We start from the raw sequence: 15,128 nt of genomic DNA, 5'->3' as shown, positions 1-15,128 counted from the left end.
TTTTTTTATGATACATTAGTAAAAATAATAACGAATATAATGTTAAGAAGAAAATACTATAATTTTCTATTAGGTTGGGTTGGTGTAAGTTTATTACTACTGGCATCCTGCTCCTCTGACTCTTCTTCAAGCAAGGAAGAAAACGAAAAAAATTTTTCCCTGTTAAGTTTTGAGGATACCGGAATAGACTTTCAAAATAACTTAAAGGAAAATGACAGTATAAATTATTTCAGCTATTCATATCTATACATGGGTGGTGGAGTAGCAGCCGGGGATATTAATAATGATGGTCTTCCAGATCTATTTTTTACCGGAAATATGGAGCCCAATAAATTATACCTGAATAAAGGCAATCTCAAATTTGAGGACATTACAAAACAGGCAAATGTAGCTGGGGATAAACGCTGGTTTACAGGAGTTACTATGGTTGATATTAATAACGATGGTTACCTGGATATATACGTCTCGGTTTCAGGAAAATTTGAACCCCGGGAAAATCTACTGTATATAAATAATACCGATGGAACCTTTACTGAAAGCGCTGAGCAATATAATATTGCTGACCCCGGTCAAAGTGTTCAATCCACTTTTTTTGATTATGATATGGATGGGGACCTGGATCTTTATGTAGCTAATTATCCATCTACCAATTTCACTGCTCCTAATAGTTTTTACTTGTTTAAAATGCAAAATGTGAAGGATGTGGAAACTGATAATCTCTATAGAAATGATGGAAATACCTTTACGAAGGTAACAGATGAAGCCGGATTACGATCTTTTGGTCTCTCTTTAAGTGCAACAGTGGGAGATCTCAATGAGGACGGCTGGCCCGATATTTATATTTCAAATGACTTTAGTACTCCAGATTATATGTATTTAAATAATCAGGACGGGACATTTACCAATGTTATAAAAGAAGCCACCAGCCAGACATCTTTCTACGGGATGGGAGTTGACATTGCAGATTATAATAACGATGGGTTGCTTGATATTATTCAAATGGATATGGCTGCTAAAGATAACCGCAGAGCTAAAGCCAATATGGCAAGTATGAATCCAAAACTATTTTGGAGTACAGTAAATTCCGGTTTTCACTATCAGTATATGTTTAATTCTCTTCAAACAAACGCGGGAAATTTTAACGGGGATACGCCACACTTTAGTAACACCTCTTACCTCGCAGGAGTACAGGCGACTGATTGGAGCTGGGCACCTTTATTTGTTGATCTTGATAATGACGGCTGGAAAGATATTTATATCTCCAATGGTACCCGAAGAGAGATAAATAACAAGGATTACTTTAATGAATTAAAGAAAAAGGGCAGCCAAAGAGACAGCCTGCTTGAAAAATCCCTGGAGATACCTTCAGAAAAAATTGACAATTTTGTTTTTAAAAATAAAGGGGATCTAAGCTTTGAAAAAGTAAATGATAACTGGGGTATTAGTTACAGCGGATTTTCTAACGGAGCCGTTTATGTGGATCTGGATAATGATGGAGACCTTGAAGTTGTAACAAATAATATAGATGATTATGCCAGCGTATTCAGAAACAATAACACTGAAAACAATAATTACCTTGCGATTGATTTTAAAGGAACTGAAAGGAACAGATTTGGTTTAGGAGCCAGGGTTTATCTAACCAATGATGAAAAGGAGCAAATGCAGGAATTAACCCTTACGCGGGGTTTTCAGTCTTCAGTAGCTCCAAGACTTCATTTCGGTGTAGGTAAATCTAAAACTATTGAAAAATTAAAGGTGGTATGGCCAGATCAAAATGTACAAATCTTAAACAATATTCCGGTAAACCAGTTGCTGGTGCTGGATTACAAGGAGTCTGAAAAACAACCTGAGATTATAAAAGATGTTCCGGAAAAGTTATTTCTTACTATAAACGCAGATTCATTGGGATTGAAATATCAACACCGGGAAAATGAATATGACGATTTTAAAAAAGAAATTCTACTGCCTCATAAAACCTCGATGTTTGGACCGGGATTGGCTGTTGGAGATTTGAACGGTGATAACCTGGATGATATTTTCATAGGAGGTGCTGCCAATCATTCCGGGGGCATTTATTACCAAACGGCCAACGGATTTGAGAAGCAGGAATTTGATTTTCTGGAAACAGACAAAAAGTATGAAGATTTGGGCGCATTAATTTTTGATGCCAACGGTGATGGAAAAAATGATCTTTACGTTGTAAGTGGAGGTAATGAATTTGAAAAAGACTCAGAAAATCTTCAGGACAGGCTTTATAAAAACGAAAACGGTAAATTAAGCAGATCCCTTTCTGCATTACCTCAAATGTATACCAGCGGCTCCAGGGTGTACGCAGAAGATTTTGACAAAGATGGCGATCTTGATCTATTTGTTGGAGGCAGATTAGTTCCAGGTAATTATCCTGCACCCGCAAACAGCTATCTTCTTGAAAACCAATCTGAGAATGGGAGAACAAAATTTGTAAATGTTACCCCTCAAAAAGCACCCGGTCTGGAAAATTTGGGGTTGGTTACCAGTGCCAGCTGGACCGACTTTGATAATGATGGATGGAAGGACCTGATAATTGTGGGGGAATGGATGCCTATTACAGTATTTAAGAACAACAATGGAGATTTTAAAAATATTACAAAACAATTAGGTTTAACTGAAACTACAGGCTGGTGGTTTAGCCTTAAAGAGGGTGATTTTGATAATGATGGTGATATGGATTTCATTGCGGGCAATTTAGGCCGGAATTATAAATATCAGGCCAGGGAAGATGCCAGCTTTGATATCTATTATCACGATTTTGATGAAAATAATTCTAAGGATATAGTTTTAAGTTATTTCAATGACGGAGAGAAATTTCCTGTGAGAGGAAGAGAATGTTCTTCCCAGCAAATGCCCGGAATTAAAATGAAATTTGAAGATTATAATTCTTTTGCTAACGCAAACCTGGAAGATATTTATACTACAGATTATCTGGAAAATGCACTTCATTACCAGGTGAAATCCTTTGCCAGTGTATTTATTGAAAACAGGGAAGATGGATTTAAAATTCATCCACTTCCTGCGGAAGCACAAATTGCTCCTATTAATCAAATACTGGTTGAAGATTTTGATAATGATGACAATCCTGATCTTCTTATAGCCGGAAATCTCTATGCCTCAGAAGTAGAAACTCCACGTGCAGATGCGGGGATTGGACTTCTCCTTAAAGGAGATGGCAAAGGGAAATTTCAGCCTGTAAAAGCCCGTAAGAGCGGATTTTTCGTTCCGGGCGATGTAAAAGATATGGAATTTCTTAGCACCCCAAATGGAAGATACATTATAACTGCTAAGAACAATGACTATATTCAGTTAATTCAAATTAATACAAAATTGAAAAACAATATTGCTGCATTATCTTCAGATTAAGCGGTCATAAGCCCTTTCTAAATTATAGAAAAGCTTGCGCCGTCCAGGCCAAGATTAAATTATTTAATTACTAAGGCTCCAAAATTGGATTATTACTTTAACTTTTAAATCTAATTCTATTGTTATGCAAAGAAGGAAATTCATTAAATCTTCAGGTTTAGCTGTCACAGCCACTACTCTTTTACCCGGATTCCTCATGGGATGTAGAAAAAATTATCCATTAGGGCTTCAACTTTATTCTTTAAGAAATACTATTGGTGAGGACGTAAAAGGAACAATTAAAAGAGTAGCCGATATAGGTTTTAGTGAGGTTGAGACCTATGGATATTCACTTAACCAATCAATTTTGGGGTTTAAGTGTGCAGGAATTTAGAGACACTATTCATTCAAACGGAATGACAACACCAAGTGGGCACTATGGTCTTGATTCTTTTTTAAGAAAAGAAGGAAACAAAAGTGACTTAACACATGTTTTGGAAGTAGCACAGGGCCTGGATCAAAAATATGTAATCATTCCTTCAATTTCTGCAGATTTACGGACTTCTATTGAGGACTTTAAAAGAATAGCTGAAAAATTGAATCAGGCAGGGGAAATGTGCAGGCAGGCAGGTCTTAAATTAGCTTACCACAACCATGCCTTTGAATTTGAGGACTTTAATGGGCAAAATGGACTCCAAATCTTTTTAGAAAACACAGATAAAGATTTAGTGGATTTTGAATTAGACATATATTGGGTTGTTAGAGCTGGAAAAGATCCCATTGCACTTTTTGATAAGTATCCCGGAAGGTTTCCTCTTTGGCATATAAAAGATATGAGCAAGACCAATAATGAGCTCAATACAGAAATTGGTAGTGGAACAATTAATTACGAAAAGATTTTTCAAAGAGCAAAAACCGCAGGGGGTGAGCACTTTATTGTAGAGCAGGAAAATTTTGAAATAGATCCCTACCAAAGTCTCTCCCAAAGTTATTCTTACTTAAAAGGCAAATTTTAAAGTCTTTTCATAGATTTTTAATCCACAGCATCCCCAGTTTAAAAAATTATCCAATGAACTTTTAATTAATAAAGATTAGAGAATAGAAATCTTTGGTAAAATATTTATTAACACCCGCTCACTTAATTTTTTACGGGGTTCTTTCGCATAATTTAGTTGTAAGAAATAAGTGTGTGATTTTTAAAAATGGAGATCTAATTTTCTTTTATATTAAAATTCCTATGTTGAAAATTTTTTTATAAACCACACTTTCTCATACAGTTGGCCGCCAGCCTTCTTCGTATTTACGACTCCATAGTGACATTGCATCACGATCAAAGACGCGCCCGGTTTTATCATCAATGTCAAAACCCTTCCCGGTGCGATAAGCCATATTTGCATAATGCACCATAGCCATACTTACTGAGGCATCTTCAATAGGAGCCAGAAGTTTGTCTTTACCACGAATTGTATTGAAAAAATTAATTACGTGTGCAGTAGAGGAGTCTCCACCGCCACCTAAAGCCGTCCCCGCCTCATTGGAACCTGATCTTTTTTCCTTGATTATCTTGCCGCTAAGGTCAGTAACCTCATACCTCTCCCTGTCGACAAAGGCGGCTCCTTCACTACCGTAAATAAAAGTGCCGCGACCTGCTCCATAGGTGTTATAACCATTGCGACTTTTACCATCCCATTGTATAACTTTTTCATCAGGAAAATCAAAGGTAGCTTCCATACTATCATACATTTCCCACCCGTCATCTTTAAATTGTCGTTTTCCTGCTACTACTCTCGCGTGTTGAGGATAATCAACCTGCAGGGCCCAACGCGCTATATCCAATTCATGAGTGCCGTTATTTCCGGCTTCAGCCGTGCCGTAATTCCACCCATACCAGTGCCAGTTATAATCCCAAGTTTCAGCAGTATAATCTCTATGAATAGCCGGACCCTGCCATAATTCCCAATCCAGACCTTCAGGAACTAGGTGCCTTTTTTTGTACAGGAACGGGACCTCTGGAATTGACATAAAATGCGACCGCCTTATAAGGTTTTCCAATTGCACCGCTATGGATATCTTTCATTACTTCAATAGTATGGTTTGAAGACCGCTGTTGATTACCCATTTGTACCACTTTATCGTATTTTTTGGCAGCAGCAACAATCAATTCATTTTCTTCCATATTATGACTGGAAGGTTTTTCTACATACACGTGCTTCCCTCCTTTCATGGCCATTATAGAACCGGGTGTGTGCCAATGATCAGGAGTTGCATTTATTAATGCATCCACGTTTTTATCATCAATGACTTTTCGAATATCATTCTCAGCTTTTGGGGTATAGTTGATAAACTGAGAAACATTTTTCAGAGCATTTTCTCTCTGGCTCCTCATTACGTCACATAAGTAAACCAGTTCCACATTGGCTTCCTTTAAAGCTATAGGCTCATAATAGGCTCCTACTCTCCTTCCCAATCCTGCGATCGCAACATGAATCCTCTCATTGGAACCAATAATCCTTCTGTAACTTTTAGCTGGCATTGCCATTGCCGAACCCGAAATTGCCACAGCTGCTCCTCCTAAAATTGTGTCGGAAATAAATTTTCTTCTTGTTGTCATTTATAATTCCTTTATTTTAATGTTTTTGAATGAGACCCTGTCCCCGTGATCCTGAAGTAAAATTCGCCCTTCTTCTAATTCCCCAAAATTAGGCCACTGGTCATACTTACTTTCCGAAACAAGTTTTTTAAAGTCTTCGCTTCCTCTTTCATATTCCAGCACTTTTACCCCGTTTAACCAGTGTTCAACATGTTTGTCCTTTGATACTATATAAGCAGTATTCCACTCCCCTACGGGCTTTATAGGTTTATCAACATCTGCCTGAATTAAATCATAGAGTGACGCAACTGTTCTGCTCCCTTCGTGGTTTCCTAACTTTGCATCGGGGTGATTCTCATCATCTAAGATTTGATATTCCAGCCCTATAGAAGATCCCGGTCCTTTATTAATATCGGTATCTACATAATATTTAATTCCGCTATTTGCACCGCTGGTTATTTTAAAATCAACCTTCAGTTCAAAATCACCATATAAATTTTCTGTAACTATATCGCCTCCTGCTGCAGATTCCTCACCACCGCTTGCGAGAACTGTTAGAATACCGTCATTGACTTCCCATCCCTGCTGCGGGAAACTATCCAATCTCGCTCCTTTCCATCCTTCGGTTGTCTTTCCATCCCACAAAAGTTTCCATCCGTTCTTTTTCTCATCCAATGTCAGGCTGTTTTTTGTATTAGTAGGTTCTATGTCCATAGGTTGTGAATAATAGCTCAAACTATCGGTTATAATCCTAATATTTTTCCACATAATATGTTTCCCCGGCTCCTCTTCATTACCTATACTATGTACCTGTAAAGCAATAAATCCTTCCGGAGTCATATCGTCAATTAAATATGCTGCGGGAACATCATTGAGCCAGGTTTTTATAGTGTCTCCAATAGCTTCCACACGTACCTTGTTCCATTCATTCTGTTTGAAAGCCTGTTGTGCCTTTTGATTGTTATCCAGATTAACCAGCCAGCCTCTTCTAGCCTCGTCATAAATCCCTCCACTGTAAGCCCTTTCTGAAGGATCTATTTCTACCTGATAACCGTGAACTCTTCCATCCTGATACCCCGGTAAACTGTTACTTCTTATCTGAATTCCCGAATTCATGCTGGGATCAACCTTATATTCTAATTCCAGAATAAAGTCATCATACATTTTATCTGTGGTTAAAAAGGAATTGGGAGTATTGCTAACAGTTTCCCCAATAATGACGTCATCTTCTATTTTATAAACGGCCTCTCCCCCTTTCTGGGTCCAGCCTTGCAAATCTTCTCCATTAAAAAGAGCTATTCCTTTATTTGTTTCTTTTTTGGAATCTGAGCAGCTTACAAAGCACATTGCTCCAACAAAGATGAGTAACACAAAAAATTTAAGTTTTTTCATAAAAAATAAAGTTGAAAATATGATGTAGAGTGTAAGTTATAAAAAAGTCACAATATTGCACCTTAACTTGTACCTGATTTCTAAGGTCTTTGTATTATCCTTAGCAGATCTCTAATCAATAGGTGATATTTATTCGGAATTGGCGGCTATTTCAACCGCATAGGGTTTTCTCCTAAACTCCCTCTCCAGATAAGCATCTTCTGCAGAAATGACGTATTTATAATTTTCAGAATATAATAAATTCTAATTTATGTTGATAAACTGAAGAGGTTTTCACCTCAACATGGGAGAGGATTTCCAGCTGGTGCTACCTGCTTTTTCACAACCTGCATTTTTTAAAAACTGTACTTACAACTTCTTAAATCTTATCGCTGTACCTCCGCTTTCACCCAGGTTTAGAATGAGTTTATCGGCTGCAGTTACATTCTTTTTAGTTATAACAACCTCCATAGGATTATTGCGATAACCTGTTCCTTCGGCATCGGCATAAACCTGCGCTTCGTAAGTTGCTCCTTCATCCAGAAAGGACAAAGAAATAGCAAGTGCGCGACTCTCCTCATTAGTAATACTTCCCAGGTACCAATCGTCACTATTAAGATCTTTTCTCACTGTGGTAATGTATTTCCCAATTTCGCCATTCAATATTTGTGTGTCCTCCCAATTTACAAGTACATCGAGAAGGAACTGAAAAGCAGGTTTATCTACATAATTTTCGGGCAGGTCGGCCAGCATTTGTATGGGAGAAAAAACAGTTACCAGCAAGGCAAGCTGTTTAGCAGTGGTGGAATGTACATTTCTACCGGGATAACCCTGGCTTATTTCCACATCAAATATTCCTGCAGTAAAATCCATTGGGCTTAGCAAGGAACCGGGTGAAAGGAAGAATAGTGACGTGATCTGGTGGGTTTCCTTCACTCCAGGCATTATACTCAATACCACGGGCCCCCTCTCGTGCCATCATATTAGGATAGGTTCTGCGCTCCCCTGTATCCTTTATGGGTTCATGGAAGAACACAGTTAATTTATGCTCAGCAGCCTTTTCCAGTATGTACCTGAAATATCGCACTCCATACTGTCCATGATGCCATTCCTTCATATTAAGTTTTGAACCCACATGGCCAATCTTTACATCGTGAATACCCATCCTGTTGTAAAGGGCAAAGGCACTATCAACCTGCTTTAGATAATTATTTATATTAGATCCTGTTTCATGATAACCAATAATTCGCACTCCGTTTTCTGCGGCATAATCTGTTACTTGTTTAAGACTGAAATTATCTGCTTCCTCTGTGAAGTTAAAAGTGTGCATAGCATTTTGATACCACGAGGGAGTCCAGCCCTTGTTCCATCCTTCTATTAGTAGATGGTCTATACCTAGCTGTTTTGCATAATCTATATGTTCCTTTGCATTGCTCGTAGTGGCACCCTGATTTTCTCCTTCCCAAAAAGTGTATTTTCCAATATGCATTCCCCACCAGATGCCAATATATTTAAAGGGTTCGATCCAGCTTGTATCTTCAATTTTACTGGGTTCATTTAAGTTGAGAATAAGGTAGGATGTAATAAGATCTTTTGGCTGCTCACCTATTTGCAAGGTTCTCCAGGGCGTCGTAAAAGATTTCACTGTACGTACTTTAATTCCGTCTGCCCAGGGTACAAGATCAATTTTCAATTTCGATCCACCTTCCGCATAGAGCGTATAACTTGCAAAATCGGTGAGGTTAGCTTCATGAAAACTTAAAGCAAGCCCGCTTTTACTTTCTATAGTGAGAGGAGTGTGAACAGTATCCAGATCACTTATTTGAGAAGCTTTATAAAGATTTTCGTATCGTTGCTCGTGGTAAGCGGGGATCCACCAGGCTTTGCCATCATCTTTAAGGTTGAAGGTGGTGAGTTCATCCATAATAAATATACTATCTACAATTCCCTGCTCCGGAAAAATATACCTAAATGCTATTCCATCATCAAATGCACGAAACTGCACCTGTAGCTTTCTCTGCTTTCCGCCCTTCTCCTGAAGGTTTACAAGCATTTCATTATAATGGTTCCTTATGTTTTGTTTCTCTCCCCACCCCTGTTTCCATGTATTGTCATAGGTGGCTTTTTCCACACCTGTGACTTTGAAATTTTTACTTAAGGAGTCATTATTTCTAAACACAAATCCTAATTGTGAAGGCATTATGACTTCAATATTCCCATGTGAAACTGAATACCTGGGCTTCTCATTTTCCAGATTAAAAGATATTTCGTTTAATCCTCCGGGTGAATTGATCCTGTAACTTTTTTCCTGTTGACCAACAACTATAAGGGAGAACAAAAGCGCGGGAATTATGTTTAATTTTCTAATCATTTTAATACTATTATTATTGCTACCCATTTCATTTGTACAGATAGGGAACTTTAATTTATTTCTTCCACTCCGTTTTAAATGAGGTTTTTCCAGAAAGTGGGTTTTCTAAAACTTCAAAGGAATTTCCTTTTTTTGAGACGGTTATGGTCTCAACCTTTTCTCCTCCTGGTAAGAACACTTTTCCAGTTGCAGAATTGGTACTATCATTTGCATAAACCTTGAGATGAAGATTTTTCCAATCCATTGCCTGCGTGGATTGGGCCAGCCCGATGTGCGGGATTACTGTTCCATCTTTTATTAAAGCAATTATAGGTATCTCACCCGCCTTTATGGTATGCCAGCCGCTGTCGTAAATTTCGCAGGTTTGGTAATCTATCCATCTTCCTGGTGGAAGATATACTTCCCGCTCTGTTATTTCTTCAAAAAGCGGGGCAACCAGCATACTGGAGCCAAAGAGGTATTGATCATCAATTAACCAGGACCCTGGATCATTGGGAAATTCAATAAATAAGGCACGCATCATTGGTAATCCCTGCTCTGCACTCGCTTTAGCCTGAGCGTAGATATAAGGCATTAATTCATATCTCATATTATCTGCTTCTCTAAAAGCTTCAAGGAAGCTCTCGTTGTAAAGCCATGGCTCAGTAGGTGGTTCTCCGTGACTCCTCACATGGGAAGAGAGCATACCAAATGGAGTCCATCTTCTATAGAGACCTTCCGGGGCGGCAGTTACGAAACCACCCACGTCATGGCTCCAAAAGCTAAAACCACTTAAACCAAGGGAAAGTCCGCCGCGAAGGGTAGCGGACATTGCTGTATTTGTAGTTGCCGCATCTCCTCCCCAGTGCAGGGGATAACGTTGGCCTAAGCACCAGGTACTACGGGCCCAAATGAGGGAGTAACCCTTTTCTTTTTTAGTTAATTCCGCCACGGCTTTATTGTAGCGTAATGGATATAAATTATGCTCGTAGAATCCCGTACGACCAGAATGATATATACCAGTTGCCGGGGCAGCTTCTCCAAAATCAACTTTAAAGACTCCCACTCCCTGATCAAATAAATGTTTTAGTTTATCCTGGTACCAGTTAACGGCTTCTGGATTTGAAAAATCTAATACTGCATCTTCAAATGGAATATTTCCTTTCCTATCTTTCACGGCAAGCCCTTGCTCAATTATTTCCTTAAATAAGGTGTTTTGGGGAGTAAAATATGGCAATTGCCAAAGCGATACATGAAATCCATCCTTTTTCATGTCTTTCATCATATCAACCGGATCCTCAAAACGATCTGCGGCAAACTCATAGTTATTTCTCCAATCTACGTCAAACCAGCTGTAGATCAAAGTGGATCACATCACTGGGGATCTTATATTTCCGAAGATTGGAAGCAATCTCACGTCCTTCTTTTTCAGAAAAATAGGTAATTCGGCTCATCCAAAATCCGAAAGACCACAAAGGTGGCATTTCTGCTTTACTTATGAGGTTTGTATATTCATCAAGTACATCTTTTGGTTCCCCAAGAAAGAAGAAAAGATCGGCCACATCGTCACCTATCATCATATTATTAGCTGCATTAAAATATTTCCCAAAGTCGACTGTAATGGGGGAGGAAGTATGCATAAAAATTCCGTACCCACGGCTGCTCATATAAAAAGGAACAGGTTTGTACATTGTCTCATTTTGTACCCCGTTTGCATCATCTACCCATAATATTACTTTTTGCCCCCGTTTATTGAATTGAGTAAAAGATTCTCCAAGGCCAAATATTTTTTCACCTGGTTCAAGGCTTAAAACAGCCGCCATACTGCGAGAGTAATCGCTGTTCCTTCGAACGTAAGAGAAAGGTAAAACCGGGGTATATGTATTAGTAACATCTGAACTATGCAGGGTGCTGGTTAGCATTTTTCCCTTATTATCGTATAATTTTACACGCCAGGGCTTGGATAGGATCTCTACCCTTCCATGTTCATTAGAATAACCATGACCCCCTCTATTTTTGAATAGGTCCAAAGTTCCGGATGGTTTGGTGCAATACCATTGATAAGCATCAACGATTCTTCCTGCTTGTGGAACTGTGGTCCCGAAGCCATTTTAAGTCTTAGTGTACGAGCCGAAATAAATTGTATTTCAAAAGGCAATTGAGGTGAAACTGCATACTCTGTTGTAGGAAATTCATTGGCCTCCACCGGAACTCAGTCGCATAAGCATGTTTTTGAAAGCCTGTCGGGATTGATACTCATGCCGTAAATACTTTATTGTACCTCTTCCCGATTTTGGATCAAAATCTACCAGTTCATCAGCAAAGTAAAAAGTGTTATTATAATCGGCGAAATCTTTACTTATGTCCACCGGAGTATTGAGAATATCGATTTCCTGTAGCTGTGCCTCTGCACTTATACTTAAGAAGCCCGCCAAAAATATAGTAAGCCCCAACTTTTTTAAGCTGCCGTTCTTCATTATTTTAATTTATTTAAAAACTTATTTCTCTATTGCAGATTTGCTGATGTTTACTTCCCTAAGACAATTTTATTGTAAATCACTTTATTAACACCAGTTAAACCGAAAATTTTTCTGTTAAGACAGACTGCACAAACAAAAAAGAGCCATCATCGTTAATGCCATTTTTTATGAAATGTATTTCTGAAAAATTAGCAGAATAGCCACTAAAAATTCATCCTACTAATATTTTAGGATCAAAAGAATAAAGATAAAGAACTGATTAAAAGGAAGAAGCTCCTAATTAGAGCTTCTTCCTGAAAAATAAGAATGTTTTTGTATCAATTTGGAGTAGAAGGCAGCAGTCTTCTATAATAAAATTTTTACTTAGACTGTGGCCGTTTAATCCTCAGATTCCCCTGAATCACCCGATCCCTCAGGTTTAAATACCCAGGTCCATCCGGTATCTCCCGCATTGTTTGGAACATACAGGACTAATTCGTCTTCAGTTAAAGAAACTATATCATAAACGCCATTGGGATTACCTCTAGGCTCTTCAGCTCCTAAAATATTACCGTTATTAATTATTAATTTCTGGTTTTGAACGTCAAGTATAAAACTAGCTACCTGTCCTTCAGCAGTTTCATTAGCATAGTAGGTGAAATTAGCTGCACCATCTAAATCAAATTTCATTTTACCTGCCGCATCAGCTGGAGGACAACAATCTCCGGCTGCATTCCACCAGGCAGTCCAGGCACCGTCCTTACTACCAGGAGGAGACATAAACCACCATAAACCACCATCAGGGGCGGGACCTCCATCAAAAACCCATGTTTTACTTAGCTGCTGTCTCCTCACTCACAAGATCATACCAATCCTGATTCAATCGGTGATCAAGAGTATCAACCTGCACCTCAATCGTTTTTGTAAAAAACTCACCACCTAAAGTTCCAACATAAGTAAAACTGGATGTTCCCGGAATAGGATAAATTACGGTGGTTTTATTTGTAAGTGCTTTCCCAAGGTTATAATCCCAATAACCAGTAACACCCGGTGTTGTCATTTCCAGGGTAATTTTATTACCCCCTGTTGTACTTTGGCTAGCTGCCAAATCTACACCTTCCACATTGGTATTGTTTTCTAAAGATCGTTCATCTACCTCTGGTTCGCAAGCTGATAAGAACAGAACAAAAGAAGCAATAACCACACTCCCTATTTTATTAATTTTCATTTCTGTAAATTTTTAGATTTATAATTTATTCTACCAACCTGGATTTTGTTCATAAATACCATTAGATAACCTCATCTCAGTTTCCGGTATTGGCACCAAACCTTTAGTTTCTGGCCTGTAGTTTACTTGATAAGTAGCAGCAGTCCCGGAGTTATTTACATTAAGTGTATAATTAAATGCTGCTTCAACATCTCCCCAACGCACCAAATCAAACCAACGTAAACCTTCAAAAGCAAATTCATGTAAACGCTCTTCTTTCAAAGCTTCCAGTGAATAACCCACAGGATCCAAACCTGCTCTTGCTCTCACAGCATTCATTCCTTCTGCAGTACCTGTTATTTCTGAATGCATTAATAGCACATCGGCGAAACGCATAAAGATAAAATCCTGCGCGTGCATTAATTGCATATCTGCGTTACCCCAGCCATATAACTGCACAAACATACCTTTTACAGCACCTGTTTCATCGGGAAACTGCAAAGCTGTATATTTCTTATTATAAAGTCCTGTACCATGATCCTGATTTCCAGGAGGAGCCCATCCTTCTGTCCCCTGAGCTGGATTTCCTACTTCAAGAATTGAACCTGCTTTTCTTGGATCACTATCGTCCCAATTGCTCCATAATCTTGGATTTACTGTCATCCAACCCCAACCTTCTCCAAATGGAACCAGAGATTGACCGCGAATGGACGAGAATAGAGATAACCTGTTGGTATATATATTCCCATTATTCCAGCCCCAATCTCCAAATGAAAATCTTTGAGCAAACATGGTTTCGAAGTTTCCGGTTCCAAAAGTTGGCGTAGTCCCATCCTGGCCTACCCAGGATAATCCTTCCTCTGCAGCCCACGGTAAAACTGTTTCTCCTGCAGCTATATTAACATATGAATATGGCCAAAGGTTTCTAAAATCTGAAGCCAAAGCATGACCACTGTTATTAATTACATCCTCTAAATAAGCTGCCACATCTGCACTGCTTAAAGACCCACCATCAACCAAAGGTAAATCACTGGTTGGAGTGTTGTTCATATTGGTCATATATCCCGTGTAAAATAAAAATACACGTCCCATATAGGCTTCAGCTACCCATTTATTAGCATGTCCAATTTGAGATGTCGCAATACTTGGAAAAGGAGTCTCAGGCATTGTTTCTATTGCGGACTTCAAATCAGAAGCGATTTGTGCAAAAGTTTCAGAATAAGTAGCTCTGGCAACATCTTTAGGATCATTAATGGCAACGATTAGAGGCACACCACCAAAGAATTTAGCCAATCTAAAATAATAGAAAGCTCTCATAAAATGTGCTTCCCCGATTGCCTGATCTTTAAATTGTTGTGCTTCTTCAGGACTACTAAAGAAAGAAGAAAAATCAGCATCTGCAGCCTTTTCAATAATAGCATTGGCCCTGGCTATACCATTATATGATTGCACCCACAAATCACGATATGTATCTTCTGCGGGATCCTGGAAATTATCTACCCATTTTGCCCCCGCATCATCTGGTCCACCCCCACCGAGCATCATATCGGACATTAAATTGGCGGCAACTGATTCATTACTGTAAACATTAGTGGTATACATTGCATTGTAAACACCAGCCATTGCTTCATTAATATCTGTAGGAGTACTGTAAAAAGTCTCCAAACTTTTTCCGTAAATATTATCTGTGTCTAAATAGTCTTCACAACTAAAAGCAACAAACAATGTTGAAAGAGCTATAAAATATTTTATTTTTTTCATAATCATTGTATTAAT

The 15,128-nt window shown here is 38.6% G+C and carries 15 protein-coding genes; 3 read left to right on the top strand and 12 right to left on the bottom strand.

All coding sequences use genetic code 11. The features are described 5' to 3' along the window. Positions 1-39 precede the first annotated feature (39 nt). The 3 genes from LZ575_RS16115 (at position 40) to LZ575_RS16105 (ending at position 4,391) form a co-directional block, all read left to right on the top strand. Positions 40-3,396, top strand: coding sequence for an FG-GAP-like repeat-containing protein (locus tag LZ575_RS16115; protein WP_235325615.1), 3,357 nt, complete (start codon positions 40-42; stop codon positions 3,394-3,396). 124 nt (positions 3,397-3,520) lie between these two features. Continuing rightward, entirely contained in the window at positions 3,521-3,769 is a 249-nt protein-coding gene (locus LZ575_RS16110) for a hypothetical protein (protein ID WP_235325613.1), read from the top strand. Beyond that, positions 3,717-4,391, top strand: coding sequence for a sugar phosphate isomerase/epimerase (locus LZ575_RS16105; protein WP_235325610.1), 675 nt, complete (start codon positions 3,717-3,719; stop codon positions 4,389-4,391). Before LZ575_RS16110 ends, LZ575_RS16105 begins: the two co-directional genes overlap by 53 nt. 253 nt (positions 4,392-4,644) lie before the next feature. On the opposite strand, the gene LZ575_RS16100 is transcribed toward LZ575_RS16105, so the two are convergent. From LZ575_RS16100 to LZ575_RS16050, 12 genes are all read right to left on the bottom strand, one after another. Next, complete coding sequence (locus LZ575_RS16100) at positions 4,645-5,397, bottom strand: hypothetical protein (protein ID WP_235325608.1); 753 nt, start codon at positions 5,395-5,397, stop codon at positions 4,645-4,647. Then, positions 5,345-5,986, bottom strand: a complete 642-nt coding sequence (locus LZ575_RS16095) for a Gfo/Idh/MocA family protein (RefSeq protein ID WP_235325606.1) — start codon at positions 5,984-5,986, stop codon at positions 5,345-5,347. The genes LZ575_RS16100 and LZ575_RS16095 overlap by 53 nt, the downstream gene beginning before the upstream one ends. Continuing rightward, on the bottom strand, positions 5,987-7,312 hold the full coding sequence (locus tag LZ575_RS16090) for a DUF1080 domain-containing protein (protein WP_409187220.1): 1,326 nt from the start codon (positions 7,310-7,312) through the stop codon (positions 5,987-5,989). A 393-nt stretch (positions 7,313-7,705) separates the two neighbouring features. Then, the gene (locus LZ575_RS16085; RefSeq protein ID WP_255702641.1) at positions 7,706-8,209 is read right to left on the bottom strand and encodes a glycoside hydrolase family 97 C-terminal domain-containing protein; all 504 of its coding nucleotides are present in this window, start codon (positions 8,207-8,209) and stop codon (positions 7,706-7,708) included. Beyond that, the gene (locus LZ575_RS16080) at positions 8,184-9,707 is read right to left on the bottom strand and encodes a glycoside hydrolase family 97 N-terminal domain-containing protein (protein WP_255702640.1); all 1,524 of its coding nucleotides are present in this window, start codon (positions 9,705-9,707) and stop codon (positions 8,184-8,186) included. Before LZ575_RS16080 ends, LZ575_RS16085 begins: the two co-directional genes overlap by 26 nt. Before the next feature lie 55 nt (positions 9,708-9,762). Continuing rightward, positions 9,763-11,049: a TIM-barrel domain-containing protein gene (locus tag LZ575_RS16075; protein ID WP_255702639.1), complete on the bottom strand. Its 1,287-nt coding sequence runs from the start codon at positions 11,047-11,049 to the stop codon at positions 9,763-9,765. Further along, the gene (locus LZ575_RS22720) at positions 11,030-11,716 is read right to left on the bottom strand and encodes a TIM-barrel domain-containing protein (protein WP_409187166.1); all 687 of its coding nucleotides are present in this window, start codon (positions 11,714-11,716) and stop codon (positions 11,030-11,032) included. Before LZ575_RS22720 ends, LZ575_RS16075 begins: the two co-directional genes overlap by 20 nt. Continuing rightward, positions 11,659-11,892 (bottom strand): hypothetical protein, encoded by a 234-nt coding sequence (locus LZ575_RS16070; RefSeq protein ID WP_235325602.1) that lies wholly within the window; start codon positions 11,890-11,892, stop codon positions 11,659-11,661. The genes LZ575_RS22720 and LZ575_RS16070 overlap by 58 nt, the downstream gene beginning before the upstream one ends. Next, positions 11,879-12,163, bottom strand: coding sequence for a hypothetical protein (locus tag LZ575_RS16065; RefSeq protein ID WP_235325600.1), 285 nt, complete (start codon positions 12,161-12,163; stop codon positions 11,879-11,881). Before LZ575_RS16065 ends, LZ575_RS16070 begins: the two co-directional genes overlap by 14 nt. A 381-nt stretch (positions 12,164-12,544) precedes the next feature. After that, a complete protein-coding gene (locus LZ575_RS16060) occupies positions 12,545-13,000 on the bottom strand; it encodes a hypothetical protein (protein WP_235325598.1) in 456 nt (151 codons plus the stop codon). Continuing rightward, on the bottom strand, positions 12,978-13,373 hold the full coding sequence (locus LZ575_RS16055; protein WP_235325596.1) for a hypothetical protein: 396 nt from the start codon (positions 13,371-13,373) through the stop codon (positions 12,978-12,980). Before LZ575_RS16055 ends, LZ575_RS16060 begins: the two co-directional genes overlap by 23 nt. 30 nt (positions 13,374-13,403) lie before the next feature. After that, positions 13,404-15,113 (bottom strand): RagB/SusD family nutrient uptake outer membrane protein, encoded by a 1,710-nt coding sequence (locus tag LZ575_RS16050; protein WP_235325594.1) that lies wholly within the window; start codon positions 15,111-15,113, stop codon positions 13,404-13,406. Positions 15,114-15,128 lie beyond the last annotated feature (15 nt).

Origin of the sequence: Antarcticibacterium sp. 1MA-6-2 (genome assembly GCF_021535135.1) — a bacterium.
Taxonomy (GTDB): domain Bacteria; phylum Bacteroidota; class Bacteroidia; order Flavobacteriales; family Flavobacteriaceae; genus Gillisia.
The sequence above is the reverse complement of the archived record's forward strand: the minus strand, read 5'-3'. Positions and strand labels throughout refer to the sequence as shown.

Excerpts from the sequence above, each read along its gene's own strand:
- LZ575_RS16065 (WP_235325600.1), bottom strand. The coding sequence starts at position 12,163 with ATGAAGAACGGCAGCTTAAAAAAGTTGGGGCTTACTATATTTTTGGCG.
- LZ575_RS16080 (WP_255702640.1), bottom strand. The coding sequence starts at position 9,707 with ATGATTAGAAAATTAAACATAATTCCCGCGCTTTTGTTCTCCCTTATA.
- LZ575_RS16110 (WP_235325613.1), top strand. The coding sequence starts at position 3,521 with ATGCAAAGAAGGAAATTCATTAAATCTTCAGGTTTAGCTGTCACAGCC.
- LZ575_RS16095 (WP_235325606.1), bottom strand. The coding sequence starts at position 5,986 with ATGACAACAAGAAGAAAATTTATTTCCGACACAATTTTAGGAGGAGCA.
- LZ575_RS16050 (WP_235325594.1), bottom strand. The coding sequence starts at position 15,113 with ATGAAAAAAATAAAATATTTTATAGCTCTTTCAACATTGTTTGTTGCT.
- LZ575_RS16055 (WP_235325596.1), bottom strand. The coding sequence starts at position 13,373 with ATGAAAATTAATAAAATAGGGAGTGTGGTTATTGCTTCTTTTGTTCTG.
- LZ575_RS16085 (WP_255702641.1), bottom strand. The coding sequence starts at position 8,209 with ATGGATTTTACTGCAGGAATATTTGATGTGGAAATAAGCCAGGGTTAT.
- LZ575_RS16105 (WP_235325610.1), top strand. The coding sequence starts at position 3,717 with ATGGATATTCACTTAACCAATCAATTTTGGGGTTTAAGTGTGCAGGAA.
- LZ575_RS16115 (WP_235325615.1), top strand. The coding sequence starts at position 40 with ATGTTAAGAAGAAAATACTATAATTTTCTATTAGGTTGGGTTGGTGTA.
- LZ575_RS16090 (WP_409187220.1), bottom strand. The coding sequence starts at position 7,312 with ATGTGCTTTGTAAGCTGCTCAGATTCCAAAAAAGAAACAAATAAAGGA.
- LZ575_RS16100 (WP_235325608.1), bottom strand. The coding sequence starts at position 5,397 with ATGTCAATTCCAGAGGTCCCGTTCCTGTACAAAAAAAGGCACCTAGTT.